This window comes from Streptomyces sp. CA-249302 (genome assembly GCF_050936785.1).
In the GTDB taxonomy this organism is placed as follows: Bacteria; Actinomycetota; Actinomycetes; order Streptomycetales; family Streptomycetaceae; genus Streptomyces.
The window spans coordinates 9032065-9048462 of the sequence record NZ_JBNJMG010000001.1; the positions used below are offsets into that span (position 1 = coordinate 9032065).

The 16398-nt window shown below is 71.8% G+C and carries 14 protein-coding genes and 1 pseudogene; 10 read left to right on the plus strand and 5 right to left on the minus strand.

Annotation, left to right across the window (positions count from 1 at the left end):
* Positions 1–23: 23 nt before the first annotated feature.
* From ACQEWB_RS40685 to ACQEWB_RS40700, 4 genes are all read left to right on the plus strand, one after another.
* Positions 24–818 (plus strand): RNA polymerase sigma factor SigF, encoded by a 795-nt coding sequence (locus ACQEWB_RS40685; protein ID WP_432840343.1) that lies wholly within the window; start codon positions 24–26, stop codon positions 816–818.
* A gap of 156 nt (positions 819–974) precedes the next feature.
* Entirely contained in the window at positions 975–1610 is a 636-nt protein-coding gene (locus ACQEWB_RS40690; RefSeq protein ID WP_432840345.1) for a hypothetical protein, read from the plus strand.
* 207 nt (positions 1611–1817) lie between these two features.
* Positions 1818–3065, plus strand: coding sequence for an aminotransferase class I/II-fold pyridoxal phosphate-dependent enzyme (locus ACQEWB_RS40695; RefSeq protein WP_432840347.1), 1248 nt, complete (start codon positions 1818–1820; stop codon positions 3063–3065).
* The gene (locus ACQEWB_RS40700; RefSeq protein ID WP_432840349.1) at positions 3062–4138 is read left to right on the plus strand and encodes an MBL fold metallo-hydrolase; all 1077 of its coding nucleotides are present in this window, start codon (positions 3062–3064) and stop codon (positions 4136–4138) included. The genes ACQEWB_RS40695 and ACQEWB_RS40700 overlap by 4 nt, the downstream gene beginning before the upstream one ends.
* On the opposite strand, the gene ACQEWB_RS40705 is transcribed toward ACQEWB_RS40700, so the two are convergent.
* A complete protein-coding gene (locus tag ACQEWB_RS40705) occupies positions 4135–4761 on the minus strand; it encodes a DedA family protein (RefSeq protein ID WP_432840351.1) in 627 nt (208 codons plus the stop codon). The two genes, ACQEWB_RS40700 and ACQEWB_RS40705, sit on opposite strands and share 4 nt — an antisense overlap.
* A complete protein-coding gene (locus ACQEWB_RS40710; RefSeq protein WP_432840353.1) occupies positions 4758–5531 on the minus strand; it encodes an MBL fold metallo-hydrolase in 774 nt (257 codons plus the stop codon). Before ACQEWB_RS40710 ends, ACQEWB_RS40705 begins: the two co-directional genes overlap by 4 nt.
* An 84-nt stretch (positions 5532–5615) precedes the next feature.
* Here ACQEWB_RS40710 and ACQEWB_RS40715 point away from each other — a divergent pair, with 84 nt between their 5' ends.
* The 6 genes and pseudogenes from ACQEWB_RS40715 (at position 5616) to dnaK (ending at position 13584) form a co-directional block, all read left to right on the plus strand.
* Positions 5616–6017 (plus strand): hypothetical protein, encoded by a 402-nt coding sequence (locus tag ACQEWB_RS40715; RefSeq protein WP_432840355.1) that lies wholly within the window; start codon positions 5616–5618, stop codon positions 6015–6017.
* Positions 6018–6152: 135 nt separating this feature from the next.
* Positions 6153–8159 carry an alkaline phosphatase family protein gene (locus ACQEWB_RS40720; protein WP_432844257.1) on the plus strand — a complete coding sequence of 669 codons (2007 nt, stop codon included), beginning with the start codon at positions 6153–6155 and terminating at the stop codon, positions 8157–8159.
* 79 nt (positions 8160–8238) lie between these two features.
* A complete protein-coding gene (locus ACQEWB_RS40725; RefSeq protein WP_432840357.1) occupies positions 8239–9300 on the plus strand; it encodes an ATP-binding protein in 1062 nt (353 codons plus the stop codon).
* A 62-nt stretch (positions 9301–9362) separates the two neighbouring features.
* Positions 9363–11096 (plus strand): vWA domain-containing protein, encoded by a 1734-nt coding sequence (locus ACQEWB_RS40730; protein ID WP_432844259.1) that lies wholly within the window; start codon positions 9363–9365, stop codon positions 11094–11096.
* Positions 11097–11153: 57 nt separating this feature from the next.
* Positions 11154–11582 carry an OsmC family protein gene (locus ACQEWB_RS40735; RefSeq protein ID WP_432840359.1) on the plus strand — a complete coding sequence of 143 codons (429 nt, stop codon included), beginning with the start codon at positions 11154–11156 and terminating at the stop codon, positions 11580–11582.
* A 140-nt stretch (positions 11583–11722) separates the two neighbouring features.
* Positions 11723–13584, plus strand: a pseudogene (dnaK, locus tag ACQEWB_RS40740) (molecular chaperone DnaK).
* Here dnaK and narI read toward each other — a convergent pair.
* From narI to narH, 3 genes are read right to left on the minus strand one after another with little or no spacing between them, the layout of a single operon-like run.
* Complete coding sequence (gene narI / locus ACQEWB_RS40745) at positions 13581–14303, minus strand: respiratory nitrate reductase subunit gamma (RefSeq protein WP_432840361.1); 723 nt, start codon at positions 14301–14303, stop codon at positions 13581–13583. The pseudogene dnaK and the gene narI sit on opposite strands and share 4 nt — an antisense overlap.
* Complete coding sequence (gene narJ / locus ACQEWB_RS40750) at positions 14300–14794, minus strand: nitrate reductase molybdenum cofactor assembly chaperone (protein ID WP_432840363.1); 495 nt, start codon at positions 14792–14794, stop codon at positions 14300–14302. The genes narI and narJ overlap by 4 nt, the downstream gene beginning before the upstream one ends.
* Entirely contained in the window at positions 14794–16398 is a 1605-nt protein-coding gene (gene narH, locus ACQEWB_RS40755; protein ID WP_432840365.1) for a nitrate reductase subunit beta, read from the minus strand. The genes narJ and narH overlap by 1 nt, the downstream gene beginning before the upstream one ends.

Consider the following 16398-nt stretch of genomic DNA (forward strand, 5'->3'; position numbering starts at 1 on the left):
CCACCAAGGGAGTTGCGACGCACATGCCCACACGAGTGAGCGCGAAGCACCACCCGCACGACGACGCCCCCGACACCGCCGAAGCCTTCCGCCGGCTCGCCGCGCTCCCCCCGGGACAGCAGCGCGACACACTGCGCGAGCGGGTCGTGGAGGCCTGGCTGCCGATGGCCGAACGGCTCGCGGGACGGTTCCGCAGCCGCGGCGAGAACTACGAGGACCTGCGCCAGGTCGCGGCGCTCGGCCTGGTCAAGGCCGTCGACCGGTACGACCCCGAGCGCGGCAACGCCTTCGAGAGCTACGCCGTCCCCACCATCACCGGCGAGATCAAACGCCACTTCCGCGACCACATGTGGACCCTGCACGTCCCGCGCCGGGTCCAGGACCTGCGCAACCGCGTCCGGTTCGCCACCCAGGACCTCGCCCGGACGATCTCCGGCCGACGGCCCACCGTCGCCGAGATCGCCGAGCACGCGGGCATGAGCGAGGAGGACGTCAGGGTCGGCCTGGAGGCGCTGGAGAGCTTCACCGCGCTCTCGCTCGACGCGGAACTCCCCGGCAGCGAGGACGGCTACTCGCTGAGCGACGCCCTCGGCTCGGCCGACCCGGCGCTCGACATCGTCGTCGACCGCGAGGCCGTCGCACCCCGGCTGGCCGCGTTGCCGGAGCGGGAGCGGGCCATCCTGTACATGCGGTTCTTCGACGACATGACGCAGAGCCGGATCGCCGAGCAGCTGGGCATCTCGCAGATGCACGTCTCCCGGCTGATCAGCCGCTGCTGCGGGCGCGTGCGCGAGCAGGTGCTGAGGGACGTCGCGTAGACCTGCGGCGAAGAGACGTGCCGGTCACCCGGTCGGCCCCTCGCGTCCCGCGAATGGGGTCCGGCCGCGCGCGGGGCGGCGGCGGGCGGGCTGTGATGGGTTCGGGGCACGGGGTCCGTGTCCCGACCGCAGCCGTCGCTCGAAGGAGCCCGCACCATGCGCCGCACCGCCCGTGTCCTGTCCGCCGCGGCCCTGGCCGGTGCCGCGGTCGGCATCTCCGCCGCGGCCGCCTTCGCGGACCCGGCCGCGGAGGTCAGCCCCAGCACCGTCCAACCCGGCGGCAGCGTCACCGTCTCGGTCACCTGCGACGCCATGGACGGACAGGCGCCCGCCACCCTCGACGCCTCCTCGCAGGCCTTCGACGAGGGCACCGTCCAGCTCCAGCGGGTCCCCGGCAACGACGACCGGATCGCCGGCCCCGCCTACCGCGGCACCGCGCGCATCGCCCCCGCCGCCGACTTCGAGGCCGACGGCCCGAACGCCGTGACCCGCGACTCCGCCTGGACCGTCGACGGCACCTGCCCGGCGGCGCCCGGGGGGCAGGGCAAGGCATGGAGCGCCACGTTCCAGGTGGACCGCGCCGGCGGAGGCCGTGACGGCGGCCGCCCCTGCAACGAGCCGCGCACCGACACCTGCGCCGCCGCCACGGTCCAGCGCGGCGTACGGGCCGGCGAGGGCGGCACCTTCACCGACTCCGTGCCCGCTCTGGTCGGCGGCGGTGTGCTCATCGCGGGCGCGCTCGGCGCCGCCGCCCACCGGCTGCGCCGACGCGGCTTCACGAACGACGCCTGACCGTCCGGACCGCCGCGCGAGCGACGGGCGTAACCCGGGCGGGCCCCATGGGGCGGCGGCGCACCGGGTACGGAGAGCGCAGAGGTTCCCCCCACCGAGCGCAGGGGTACGACCCTTGCCGCACGCACCGGGCAGCTGCAGGCACCGGCACCCGGTACGCGAACGCCGACGCCAAGGCGCAGCAGGCAGTCCACAACGGAGGTAGCGATGCCGCGGACGGACCCGGAAGGCCACGGCCCCGTCCGTTACGGGCCACCGCTGCCCGAGGACGGGCTGCCCGTGCTGCCCGAACTGACCGCCGTGCTCGCCGCGGCCGCCGCCCGCGCCGACGGGGAGCCCATCGGCGGCGGACCCGCACTCGTCGAGGCCGCCTGCGGCTACTGGGACCGGCGCGGACTCGCCGCCGAACCCGACCGGGTGGCCGCCGGCCCCGGCGCCCCCGCGCTGCTGCTCGCGCTGACCGCCGCGATCGGCGGCGACGTCCTGGTGCCCCGGCCCTGCGCGGCCTGGTGGGCGCCGTACGCACGGCTGTTGGGAAGACCCGTCTTCCATGTCGGCACGCCCGCCGAGAGCGGTGGCGTGCCGGACCCGTACGCCCTGCTGGAGACCGTGCGCCGGGTGCGTGCCGAGGGCGGTGACCCGCGGCTGCTCGTGCTGTCCGTCGCCGACGACCCGACCGCCACCGTGGCCCCGCCCGAACTGCTGCACGCGTGCGTGGAGGCCGCCGCGGGGGAGGGGCTGCACCTGGTCAGCGACGAGACCTGGCGCGACACCCTGCACGACCCCCGTGACACCGTGCTGGTCAGCCCGGCCGAGATGCTGCCCGACCGGGTCACCGTCGTCACCGACCTGGCCGGCGCGCTGCTGCCGCCCGGCTGGCCCGCCGCGGTGGCCCGCTTCCCGGCGGACCGGGCCGGCCGCGCCCTGCACGCGCGTGTGCTCGACGTGCTCACCGCGCTCGGCGCCCGCATCGCCGGGCCCCTCGCCGCGCCCGCCGGCTACGCGCTGGCGGAACCCGAGCCGGTCACCGCGCGCGTGGCGGCCGCCGTACGCCTGCACGCGCGCGTGGCCGCCGCCCTGCACGCCGCGGTCGTCGGCGCGGGCCCCCTGTCCCGGCCCCCGCAGGCCGGTCGTCACCTCTACGCCGACCTCGGCCCGCTGCGCACCGCCCTCACCGCGCACGGCGTCGGCGACGCACAGGACCTGGAGGAATTCCTCGCCGCCCGGCTCGGCATGCCCGCCCCCGGCGGCCACCGCTTCGGCGACGAACTCGGCGCGCTGCGCGTCCGCCTGTCCACCGGCCCGCTGCTGGGCCGAACGGACCAGGAACGCGCGGAATGTCTCAGGTCACCCGTGACGTTGGAACTGCCACACGTGCAACGCGCGTTGAACCATGTGAAGTCGGTCTTCGACGATCTACGCGACGACGCTCAGCGATGGGAGCCTCCTCGATGACGCAGCAGTCCGAGTCGACCACCACCACGAGCACGAGTACGACCACCCGGGAAGCCGATGATCCGGCGTCCACCTCACAACTGTCCCCCCTCGCGCCCCCGTTCCCGCCGCTCGCCGAACCCCGCCCGCCGGGTGAGCGCCGGGTGTGGCCGCGGTCCTTCCACGACCGCCTGACCGCGCCGCTGCCCGACCTGAAGGCCATGGCCCGGTTCGCCCGCGAGGGCTCCGTCCGACCGGGCCGCGAGGGCCTCGCCGACATCCCCAGGCTCCCCTTCGCCCCCGCCCCGCTGCCCCGCGTCGACGCCCGCACGGTCGCCGTCTCCTGGGCGGGACACGCCAGTTGGGTCGTCCGGATCGGCGGCCTGACCGTCCTCACCGACCCGGTCTGGTCCCGCCGCATCCTCGGCACCCCGGCCCGCATCACCCCGGTCGGCGTCCCCTGGGAGTCGCTGCCCCGCGTCGACGCGGTCGTCATCAGCCACAACCACTACGACCACCTGGACGCCCCCACCCTGCGCCGACTCCCGCGCGACACCCCGGTGTTCGTACCGGCCGGACTCGGCGCCTGGTTCCGCCGCCGACGCTTCACCGGCATCACGGAGCTGGACTGGTGGGAGGCGGCCGAACTGAACGGCGTCCGCTTCGACTTCGTCCCCGCCCACCACTGGTCCAAGCGCACCCTCACCGACACCTGCCGCAGCCTCTGGGGCGGCTGGGTCCTCACGGCCCCCGACGGACAGCGCGTGTACTTCGCCGGCGACACGGGCTACGGCCACTGGTTCTCCCGCATCGGCCACCGCTACCCCGGCATCGACCTGGCCATCCTCCCCATCGGCGCGTACAACCCCCGCTGGTGGCTCAGCGACGTCCACTGCGACCCGGAGGAGGCGGTAAGGGCGGCACAGGACCTGGGAGCGCGCCGGATGGCCCCGATGCACTGGGGCACGTTCGTCCTGTCGGCGGAACCCGTCCTGGAACCGCTCACGCGAGTGCGGGCGGCCTGGGAGAAGGCGGGACGGGACCGCGACGACCTGTGGGACCTGCCGGTAGGAGGCTCGCGGGTGCTGGACTAGGCAGCCGTCGTACGCCGAATTCGTCGCCAGAGGCTCGGCGCCGCGCTGATCAACACGGTCAGCGCGACCGCCGCCACCACGCCCTCCCAGGGCTCCTTGAACAGCGAACCGCCCAGGATCCCGATCACCTGGTACGTCGCCGCCCAGGCGAGGCACGCCGGAAGGTTGCCGCGCGCGAACCGCCGGATCGGCCACCTGGCCATCAGGCACGCCAGCATCACCGGAATCCGCCCCGCCGGCACCAGCCGCGACAGCACCAGGACCGCCACCCCGTGCTCGGCCAGCTTCTCCTGCGCCCGGGTCAGCCTGTCCTCCGGCGCCCGCGCCCGGATCGCCTCCAGCCAGCGCGAACCGTTCTTGGAGCCCATGCCCCGCCGCCCCAGCCAGTACAGCGCTCCGTCCCCGAGGAACGCGGCCAGCGACGCCGTCACGAACACCAGCAGCAGCGAGAACGGCGAGGTCTGGTGGAACGCCACCACCGCCGCCGTACTCACCAGCGCCCCCGTGGGAATCACCGGCACCAGCGCCCCGAGCAGCACCAGCAGGAACAGCGTCGGGTAGCCGATCGCCTGCTGGGTCGACTCCGGCGCCACCGTCGTCGCCGTGGCGGCCAGCCACGTCACTTCGCGACCTCCAGCCGCACACTCTCCCCGTGCCCGAGCCGGTGCACCGCGACCGCCGGCGCCCGCTCGGCCGCCAGGCGCACGAACTCCTCGCCCGGCGCGTGGAATTCATGGGGGCGCACGGCGTCCATCCCGATCGGCCAGTACGTGCCGTAGTGCACCGGCACGGCACTGCGCGGCGCCAGCCGGGCCAGCGCCTCGGCCGCCCGCCCCGCGTCCAGATGCCCGTCCCCGAGATACGGCCCCCAGCCGCCGACCGGCAGCAGCGCCACGTCGACCGGTCCGACCTCCTCGGCCATCTCGTCGAACAGCCCGGTGTCCCCGGCGAAGTACGTCCTGGCCTCGCCCTCCACGACGTAACCGAGGGCGGGGGCGCGGTGCGGTCCGACCGGCAGCCGCCGCCCGTCGTGCCGCGCGGGCACGGCCCGTACGACGAGATCGCCGACCTTCACCTCGTCCCCGGCGGTCACCTCGGTCACCGTGAGGTGGCTGAGCCGGCGCAGCCCCGGCACCGCCCGGGGCGCGCCCCGGGGCACCAGCAGACGGGTGCCCTCGGCGAGCCCCGCCAGCGAGGGAACGTGCAGGTGGTCGGCGTGCAGATGCGACACGAGCGCGAGGTCGGCACGGCGGGCGCCGGGCGGGGGGAGCGCGCCCCGGCGCCGGCGCAGATGGGCGAGGCGGCGGGCGAACAAGGGGTCGGTGAGGACACGTACGTTCGAGTCCGCGATCGTGCAGGTGGCGTGACCCCACCAGGTGATCTCCACCGGCACCTTCTTTGCCTCCTTCGCGCGACTCCCCGAAGCCTACGGGCTGGAGTAGGGTCGGCGGCGAAACCCGGAGGTGAGGGGGACGCCATGGGACCGGTGCGCGTCACTGCGATCGCGAGTCTGACGCCGCTCGAGGAGCTGGACGCCGATCCCTTCCTGGTGGACTCCCGCAGCCAGCACGCGATGTGCGCGCGGTGGGCCGCGGAGCGCGGGTACATCGTCGCGCGGGAGCTTCTGGTACGAGGGCTGCGGTCCGACCACTGTGTCCTGTGGGACGGGGTCCGGCCGGGCGTCGACCTCTTCGTGGCCCCCAGCCGACGGGTCCTGGAGAGCGCCCTTTCGTCCGTCGAGGAGTTCACCGCGGAGTGCGCGCGGCGCGGGGTGCGGGTCGAGACGGTCGGCTTCGAGGAACCCTGCTACGACGCCCAGATGAAGGCCCGGGTGCACCGGCGCCTGTCGATGCCGACGGCGGGATACGACGGGCGCTGAGCGGCCCTGCCGCCGGTGGCGGAACCCGTTGTCCGACCTTTGTGACAGTCTGTGTGTGAGCCCGCAGCGACGACGGGCCGGGACGTGAGGTGTGCGGGCGTGCGTGGCGTGCGTTGGCGGCGGGTCGTCAGTCAGATGGGGCGGAGCGTCACCGTGTGGGCGGTCTCCACGGTGACCATGCTCGTGCTCGCCGGGATCCTGCCCGACTTCCGGCTCCAGTCTCCCGACGGCGAGAGCGCCACCCACATCGCGGTCACGGCCGCGGTCGGCGCCGGTGCCTTCGGTGTCCTGTCGGCGCTCGTCTGGCCGCTGCTGGTACGGCTGTTGCTGCTGGTCCCCGCGCTCGTGCTGGGCCTGCTCGTCTTCGTCCTCAACGGGTCGCTGCTGCTGGTCGCCCTCCGCCTGAACCCGGCCAGCAGCGCCGAGGCCGCCCCCGAGACCGCCGTGGTCGTCGCCGCCGTGATGTCCGCCGTCGCCTCCGCCACCGGCGGTGCCCTGGCCGTCCGCGACGACGACGCCTACCGCCGCCGCCTCTACCGCCTCGCCGACCGCCGCCGCAGACGCCTGCCCGCCGGACCCTCCACCCCCGGCACCGTCTTCCTCCAGCTCGACGGCGTCGGCCACGACGTCCTGACCGCCGCCGTCGACAAGGGCCTGATGCCCACCGTCGCCCGCTTCCTGGAGAACGGCACCCACCGGCTCACCCCCTGGCGCACCGACTGGTCCAGCCAGACCGGCGCCAGCCAGCTCGGCATCCTGCACGGCACCAACCACGACATCCCCGCGTTCCGCTGGTACGACAAGGACAGCCGCGAGGTGATGGTCTGCAACCGACCGACCAGCGCGGCCGAACTCCAGCGCCGCGCAGTCGAGTTCACGGGCGACGGCGGTCTGCTCACCGTCGACGGCGCCAGCCGCGGCAACCTCTTCGGCGGCGGCGCCGACGAGCAGGCCCTCGTCCTGTCCATCGCCACGCGCAGGCGCGGCCGCGAGAACCGCTCCCGGGCCGGCTACTTCGCCTACTTCTCCGACCCGGCCAACGCCGTCCGTACCGCCATGTCCTTCTTCGCCGAGGTCGGCCGCGAGATGGGCCAGTCCACCCACGCCCTGATCAGGAAGCAGCGCCCGCGTGTCTCCCGCGGCGGCCTCTACCCCTTCGTCCGCGCCTTCGCGACCGTCGTCGAACGGGACGTCGTGGTCGCCGCCGTGATGGGCGACATGCTCGCCGGGCGCACCGCCGTCTACGCCGACCTGGTGGCGTACGACGAGGTGGCGCACCACTCCGGGCCGACGAGCCGCGACGCCGGGAAGGTCCTGGAGCGCCTCGACCGCGCGCTCGCGCTGATCGTGAACGTCGCCGAGCACGCCCCGCGGCCGTACCGGATCGTCGTCCTGTCGGACCACGGGCAGAGCCCCGGCGAGACCTTCCGGGCCCGCTACGGGCTCGGTCTGGGGGAACTGGTGCGGGCTGGCTGCGGGCTGCCGGTGCCGCGGAAGGCGCAGCGCACCCACAGTGGCGCGGAGGCGCGGGCCGCCGTGCGGGCGGCGCTGCGGCGGCCGGTCCAGGAGAAGGGCCTCTCCGGGCGGCGCTCCGAGCCGATGGTCCTGGCCTCCGGCAACCTCGGGCTGGTGTCCTTCCCGGACGTGCCGCACCGGATGAGCAAGGAGGAGATCGACGCCCGCCATCCCGCGCTGCTGACGACGCTGGCCAACCATCCCGGGATCGGGTTCCTGCTGGTGCGGAGCGAGGAGCACGGCGGAGTGGTGCTCGGGGCGTACGGGGCGGAGATCCCGGTCGACGAACTCGACGACAAGCGGGGGCCGTTGGAGGCCTTCGGGCCGGGGGCCGCGGACGCGGTGCGGCGCACGCACTCGTTCCCGCACACGGCCGACATCATGGTCAACTCCTTCCACGACCCCGCCGACGGAGAAGTGCTCGCCTTCGAGGAGCAGATCGGATCCCACGGTGGGCTCGGCGGGGCGCAGGGCAGGCCGTTCCTGTTGTCGCCGGTGGTGTTCTCCGAGCCGGTCGAGGAAGGGCGGGAACTGGTCGGGGCGGAGCAGGTCCATCGGGTCCTGCGGCGGTGGCTGAGGGAGACGGACGGACCGCAGGTGCCGATCGAGCAGGACCGGGCCGCCTGAAAATCGGCTGCGCCGACGGGGACGTACGCACACACTGTTCGAGTCGCAAACCTCTCGAACATCCCGAAGGAGCCGCTTCTTGCAGGCTGCCGTCACCGTCACTCCCGCCCGCATACCCGAACTGCTTCTCGGTCTCGCCACCGTGCGGCCCGTGTTCATCTGGGGCGCTCCCGGCATCGGAAAGTCCTCCCTGGTAAGGGAGTTCGCGGAATCCCTGGGGCTGGAGTGCGTCAGTCTGCTCGGTACTCAGCTCGCGCCCGAGGACCTGATCGGGGTGCCGCAGATCCGGGAGGGGCGGTCCGTGTTCTGTCCGCCGGAGGCGATCGCCCGGGACGAGCCGTACTGCCTGTTCCTGGACGAGCTGAACGCGGCCACTCCGGATGTGCAGAAGGCGTTCTACTCGCTGATCCTCGACCGCCGTATCGGGAACTACGAGCTGCCCAAGGGCTCGATCGTCATCGGCGCCGGCAACCGGGCCACCGACAACGCGCTCGCCCGGCCCATCGCCTCCGCCCTCGTCAACCGCCTCGCCCACGTCCATCTGGAGGCCTCGGCGAAGGACTGGCTGACCTGGGCCGCGAACAACGACATCCACCCCTGGATCCTCGACCACCTCACCGACCGGCCCGACCACCTGTGGTCCAAGCCGCCGAAGACCGAGGAACCCTTCTCCACGCCCCGTTCCTGGCACATGCTCTCCGACGCGCTGCACTCCTTCGGGCGCGACCTCGACGAGGAGACGCTGAAGGTGCTCACGCACGGGACGCTCACGCCGAGACATGCGACCGCGTTCTGCGGTTACGTCAAGATCGTGCGCAGCCAGTTCGGCATCGAGGCGATCGTCAAGGGGGACGCCCGCTGGCCGAACCGCCTCGAGGACCGCGACCTGCTCTACTACCTCGCCGAGTCCTTCCGCGGGCGGCTGATCAAGGAACTCCCGGTCAGCAAGGAGCACATGTCGGCGAACGGTCGGCAGACCGCCTACCGCGCCAAGTCGCTGCTCGTGCAGCTCGCGGAGATCTCGGTGGAGGTGGCCCAGACCGTCATCGCCTCGGACGCCGACGGCAATCCCGTACTGCCGTCGTGGTTCCTGATCGAGGCGGCCCGGGACATGCCGCGGCTGGTGGAGGCGCGGCGGTGAGCCGTACCAAGGGCAAGGGGGAGAAGAAGCGGGACCTCGCGGCCGAGGCCTTCGCCGAGGGGATGCGGCTGGTGAAGGCCAACCCGGCGCTCGCGGCAGTGAAGTTCGACGTCTGCCGGAACGAGGAATGCCGGTTCGCGCCCCGCGACGGGCTCGTGGTCGTCGACTCCGACGCCGACCTGCACGTCCACCCGACCCGGCTCGCCGAACCCGCCACCTGGGCCTGGGCGTTGGCGCACGCCGTGCTGCACCTGGGCTTCGGGCACGTCCCCGCGGCGAAGGACGAGCGCACCCAGCCGGACCGCTTCGACCTCGCCGCACGCTGCGTCGTCGTCAACCGCTTCCTGCTCAACTTCACCATCGGCGAGACCCCGGAGGAACTCCCTGCCTCCTACCCGGACGGCGACGAGGAGCAACTCGCCGCGCGCTGGCGGCGGGACGGGCTCCCGCCCGTGTACGAGCACTGCGGTACCGCGGGCGAGGAACCCGACCAACTGCTCCTGCGCTGGAACGGCTGGTACGCCGGACCCCCGGACCACCAGCTGGCGTTCGCCACCGCCCTCACCCGAACCGTGTCCGCGGCGATGGACATGGCGGGTGGGCGACGGGACTCGCTCAGCGGTCAACTCGCCCCGCAGCGGCCCTGGGAGAAGGCCCTGAGCTGGTTCATCACCTCGTACCCGCTGCTCGGCGGCATCGCGGCCGGCATCAGACTGGTCGCCGACGCCGAACTCGCCCGCGCCCACGGCATCTCCGTGGCCGCGGTGAGCGCGGAAGCCGGTGAGATCTACGTCAACCCGCTGCGCACCTTCGACGACGAGGAATGGCGGTTCATCCTCGCCCACGAGATGCTGCACGCCGCCCTCCGCCACGGCGACCGCTGCGGCACCCGCGACCCCTACCTCTTCAACATCGCCTGCGACTACGTCATCAACGGCTGGCTGACCGAGATGCAGGTCGGCACCATGCCGCAGGGTCTGCTGTACGACCCCGAGCTCGCCGGTCTCTCCTCCGAGGAGGTCTACGACCGGATCGCCGGCGACCTGCGCCGGATGCGCCGCCTGGCCACCCTGCGCGGCAAGGGCGTCGGCGACGTGCTCGGCTTCCCGCTGGGCCCGCCCGGCGACTACGTCGACCTCGACGAGTTCTACCGGCGGGGCCTGTGCCAGGGCCTGGAGGTGCACCAGGGGCAGGAGCGCGGCTTCCTCCCGGGCGGCCTGATCGAGGAGATCCGCGCGCTCAGTCACCCGCCGCTGCCCTGGGACGCCCGACTCGCCCGCTGGTTCGACGAGTTCGTGCCCAGCCCGCAGCCGGTACGGACGTACGCGCGCCCCTCGCGCCGCCAGTCCTCCACGCCCGACATCCCGCGCGCGGGCCGGTACTTCCCGCCCGAGGAGATCGCCCGCTGCACCTTCGGCGTCGTCCTGGACACCTCCGGCTCCATGAGCCACACGCTGCTCGGCAAGGCGCTGGGCGCGATCGCCTCGTACGCCGAGGCCCGTGACGTACCCGCCGCCCGCGTGGTCTTCTGCGACACGGCGGCGCACGACGCCGGGTACGTCCCGGTCACGGAGATCGCCGGGCGGGTACGGGTGCACGGCCGCGGCGGCACGATCCTTCAGCCCGGCATCGACGTACTTCACCGTGCGGACGACTTCCCGCCGGGCGCTCCCGTCCTCGTCATCACCGACGGCTGGTGCGATGTGCTCCGGGTCCGCCGTGAGCACGCGTATCTGCTCCCGCAGGGGGCCAGGCTGCCGTTCACCGCACGTGGGCCGGTCTTCCGGGTGCAGTGAGCCGGAATGTGATCGGATGGGATCCCAAGGAACAATCAGGATTCGGAAGGATTCACCGTGGCAACCACGCGCTCCGCACACACCGTCTGGGAAGGCAACCTGATCGAGGGCAGCGGTGTCGTCAACTTCGACTCCTCCGGTGCCATCGCGGCGCAGCCGGTCACCTGGGCCTCGCGCTCCCAGGACGCGAACGGCAAGACCAGCCCCGAGGAGCTGATCGCCGCCGCGCACTCCAGCTGCTTCTCCATGGCCCTGTCGCACGCCCTGAACGGCGCCGGCACCCCGCCCACCAAGCTCGTCACCTCGGCCGACGTGAACTTCCAGCCGGGTGAGGGCATCACCGGCATCCACCTCACCGTCGAGGGCACGGTCCCCGGCATCGACGACGAGACCTTCGTCGCCGCGGCCGAGGACGCCAAGAAGAACTGCCCGGTCAGCCAGGCGCTGACCGGCACGACGATCACCCTCTCGGCCAAGCTGGCCTGAATCGCACAGCTGTACGTCCCTCGGTGCCGCGCCCCGCGTACGGGTGCGCGGCACCTCGTTTCCAGGCACGCGGCATTGACAACAGCGCACTCAAGTTTTGTGCTGGAGTCTGGGAAGTGCCCTGGCGGAAGGGGACGGAGATGGCACGAGCGGTCGGGATCGATCTCGGGACCACGAACTCGGTGGTCGCCGTGCTGGAGGGCGGCGAAGCCACCGTCGTCGCCAATGCGGAGGGAGCCAGGACCACACCGTCGGTCGTGGCCTTCGCCAAGAACGGGGAGGTGCTGGTCGGCGAGGTCGCCAAGCGGCAGGCCGTGACCAACGTGGAGCGGACGGCCCGCTCGGTGAAGCGGCACATGGGCGACACGAGCTGGCACTTCCCGGAGCAGGGCAGCATCGACGGGACCCGCTACCGGGCACAGGAGCTGTCCGCGCGAGTGCTGCAGAAGCTGAAGCGGGACGCCGAGTCCTACCTCGGCGAGGACGTCACGGACGCGGTGATCACCGTACCGGCGTACTTCGACGACTCGCAGCGGCAGGCGACCAAGGAGGCCGGGGAGATCGCCGGCCTGAAGGTGCTGCGGATCATCAACGAGCCCACGGCCGCGGCCCTCGCCTACGGCCTCGACCGCGGCGAGGAACAGACGGTCCTCGTCTTCGACCTCGGCGGCGGCACCTTCGACGTGTCCCTGCTGGAGATCGGGGACGGCGTCATCGAGGTCAAGGCCACCAACGGCGACACGCGTCTCGGCGGTGACGACTGGGACCAGCGGATCGTCGAGTACCTGGTGAAGAAGTTCCAGGGGCAGTACGGCATCGACCTCGGCAAGGACAAGATGGCGGTCCAGCGGCTGCGCGAGGGTGCCGAGAAGGCCAAGATCGAGCTGTCCAGCTCGTCCGAGACGACGATCAACCTTCCCTACATCACCGCCTCCGCCGAGGGGCCGCTGCACCTCGACGAGAAGATGACCCGGGCCCAGTTCCAGGAGCTCACCGCCGATCTGCTCGACCGCTGCAAGACCCCTTCCACCAGGCGGTCAAGGACGCCGGCATCAAGCTCTCGGCGGTCGACCACGTGATCCTCGTCGGCGGTTCGACCCGGATGCCCGCCGTCACCGACCTGGTCAAGGAACTCACCGGCAAGGACCCGCACAAGGGCGTCAACCCGGACGAGGTGGTGGCCGTCGGCGCGGCGCTCCAGGCGGGCGTGATCCGCGGCGACGTCAAGGATGTGCTGCTGCTCGACGTCACTCCGCTGTCCCTGGGCATCGAGACCAAGGGCGGCATCATGACGAAGCTCATCGAGCGCAACACCACGATTCCGACCCGGCGTTCGGAGATCTTCACGACGGCCACCGACAACCAGCCCTCGGTCGGCATCCAGGTCTACCAGGGCGAACGGGAGATCGCCGCGTACAACAAGAAGCTGGGCGTCTTCGACCTCACCGGCCTGCCGCCCGCGCCGCGCGGGATTCCGCAGATCGAGGTCGCCTTCGACATCGACGCGAACGGGATCATGCACGTGTCGGCGAAGGACCTCGCGACGGGCCGCGAGCAGAAGATGACGGTGACGGGCGGTTCCGCGCTTCCCAAGGACGACATCGACCGCATGATGCGGGAGGCCGAGCAGTACGCCGACGACGACCGCAAGCGCCGGGAGGCCGCCGAGACGCGCAACCAGGCCGAGCAACTCGTCTACCAGACCGAGAAGTTCATCCGCGACAACGAGGACCGCGTGCCGGCGGAGACCAAGTCGGAGGTGGAGGCGGCGGCCGCGGAGCTGAAGACGCTCCTCGAACAGAACGCGGAGACGAACGAGTTGCGCACCGGCGTCGAGAAACTCGCCACCGTCAGCCAGAAGATGGGGCAGGCGATGTACGCCCAGGCCGAACAGCCGACCGGTACGGGAACCGAACAGCACACCTCACCGCAGGACGAAGAGGGCGTGGTGGACGCCGAGATCGTCGACGACGAGAAGGACCAGAAGGGCGGAGCGGCCTAGGCCCCCGTCTTCTCCCAGCCTCGCCGCTCCGGCCGCGGCCCCAGCTGTCCGGGGTCGCGGCTGCGGTACACCACGTAGGGCCGGAACAGGTACTGCACCGGTGCGCTGAACATGTGGACCAGGCGGGTGTACGGGACCAGCGCGATCAGGGCCATGCCGATCACCGCGTGGATCTGGTAGAGGACCGGGACGCCCTCCATCAGGTCCGTCTTCGGCTGGAGAGTGAACAGGCTGCGGGCCCAAGGGGCAATGGAATCACGGTAGTTGTAGCCGTCGCCGGAGGCGTGGGTCAGTTTGGCGATCATGCCCATCGCGATCGCGGCCAGCAGGACGAGGTACATCAGCTTGTCGTTGACCGTGGTCGCCCGGAAGACGGGGGCCTTCGTGCGCCGTCGGTAGACGAGGAGCAGGATGCCGGCCACCGCCAGGACACCCGCCGCCGTGCCGCCGTACAGCGAGAACAGGTGGTACGTGTGCTCGCTGACGCCGGCCTTGTCCGTCCAGGACATCGGGACGAACAGACCCACGAGGTGGCCCGCGAGTACGAAGAGGATGCCGTAGTGGAAGGCGGGGGAGGCGATGTTGAGGAGCTTCGACTCGTAGACCTGGGACGAACGGGTCGTCCAGCCGTACTTGTCGTAGCGGTAGCGCCAGACCAGACCGGCGATCAGCAACGCGAGGGCGACGTACGGCAGGACGCCCCAGAGGAGTGTGCTCATGAGCGGGCTCCGATGCGGGCGGTCGGCAGCGCCGCGCACACGGCGTCCAGCACGGACGCGTATGGCGTACCGAAAGCGGTCAGCCGGGACCGGAGTTGTTCGAGCCCGGCGCGGTGCTCGGTGAGCAGGTCCGTGTCGCCGGTGCGGGCCGCGAACTCCAGCACCGCGGGCAGGAAGTCGGGCAGCTCCTCGCCGCTGAACTCCAGGCCGGCGGCCCGGTAGACGTCCTTGAAGCGGACCAGCGACATACCGCGCCGCCGGGTGTCGCCGTCCTGCCACCAGCTGAGGTAGAGGCTGTGCCGGTTCTTGAAGTCGAAGACCTGGACGTAGTGCGCGGCCAGTTCCTGCGGCGGAGTGACCGCCGCGTGGTCCACGAACTCCCGCAGCTGCGGGGCGGCTTCACGCAGCAGCGGCAGCCGCGCGCGGAAGTCCTCGTCGGGGTACGTCAGACAGAGCGCGGCAGCCTGGTACAGCACGGCGTCCGATGGCATCAGGCCTCCTCGGTGTCGGCGGGGTCGTCGGAGGTCTGCCGTCTGCGCAGCCCGTGGAAGTTCTCCACCGACACCAGCGGCAGGTGCTTGCGCCCCGAGTCCTGGCCGAACGGCCCGTCGCCGCCCATGCCGGGACCGCCCTCGTAGTCGAGGCTGCACCCCTCCGGCAGCGCGGACTCCTCCAGGCGCCGCGCGTCACCGACGGCCGCGGTCGGAATCACGTACCGGTCCTCGTACTTGGCGATCGCCAGCAGCCGGTACATCGCCTCGATCTCCTCGGGCTTCATACCGACGGCGTCGGTGACCGACCGGTCGGGCTCCTCGCCGAGATTGATCGCCCGCATATGGGCCCGCATCGCGGCGAGCTTCTCCAGCGAGGCCCGCACCGGCTCCACGTCACCGGCGGTGAACACCTCCGCCAGGTACTCCAGCGGGATGCGGAGCGTGTCGATCGCGCCGAAGAGGTTCTGCGCGTCCTCACCGTCGTGCCCGGTCTCGGTCAGCGCGTCCACCACCGGCGAGAGCGGCGGGATGTACCAGACCATCGGCATGGTGCGGTACTCGGGATGCAGCGGCAGCGCCACCCTGTACTTGCTGATCAGCGCGTGCACGGGCGAGCGCCGGGCCGCCTCCACCCAGTCGTACGGGATCCCCGCCGCCTCGGCCGCCCGCTGCACCGCACGGTCCTCGGGGTCGAGGAAGACGCCCAACTGGGCCTCGTACAGCGCCTCTTCGTCCTGGACCGAGGCCGCCGCCGTCACCTTGTCGGCGTCGTAGAGGACGACCCCGAGATAGCGCAGCCGCCCGACGCAGGTCTCCGAGCACACCGTCGGCAGCCCGACCTCCACCCGCGGATAGCACATCGTGCACTTCTCGGCCTTGCCGGTGGAGTGGTTGAAGTACACCTTCTTGTACGGGCATCCCGTCACGCACATCCGCCAGCCCCGGCACTGGTCCTGGTCGACCAGCACGATCCCGTCCTCGGCGCGCTTGTACATCGCGCCGGACGGACAGGACGCCACGCAGGCCGGGTTGAGGCAGTGCTCGCAGATCCGCGGCAGATAGAACATGAAGGTCTGCTCGAACTCGAACTTCACCTTGTCCGAGGCCTGTTGGCGAGTGCGCTCGACCATCGGGTCGAGGTCGCCGTACGCGGGGGCGCCGGCGAGGTTGTCGTCCCAGTTCGAGGACCACTCGATCTTCATCGGCTTGCCGTCGAGCTGGGAGACCGGACGGGCCACCGGGTAGTCGTCGCCGAGCGGGGCGTCGGTGAGGTTCTTGTAGTCGTAGGTCCAGGGCTCGTAGTAGTCCTTGATCTCCGGGAGCCTGGGGTTGGAGAAGATCCCGGCGAGCTTGTGCAGGCGGCCGCCGGCCTTGAGCTTCAGCCGGCCACGCTTGTTGAGCTCCCAGCCGCCGCGCCACTTCTCCTGGTCCTCGTAGCGGCGCGGGTAGCCCTGGCCGGGGCGGGTCTCGACGTTGTTGAACCAGACGTACTCCATGCCCTGCCGGTTGGTCCACGCCTGCTTGCAGGTGACCGAGCAGGTGTGGCAGCCGATGCACTTGTCGAGGTTCATGACCATCGCGACTTGAGCCATGACGCGCAT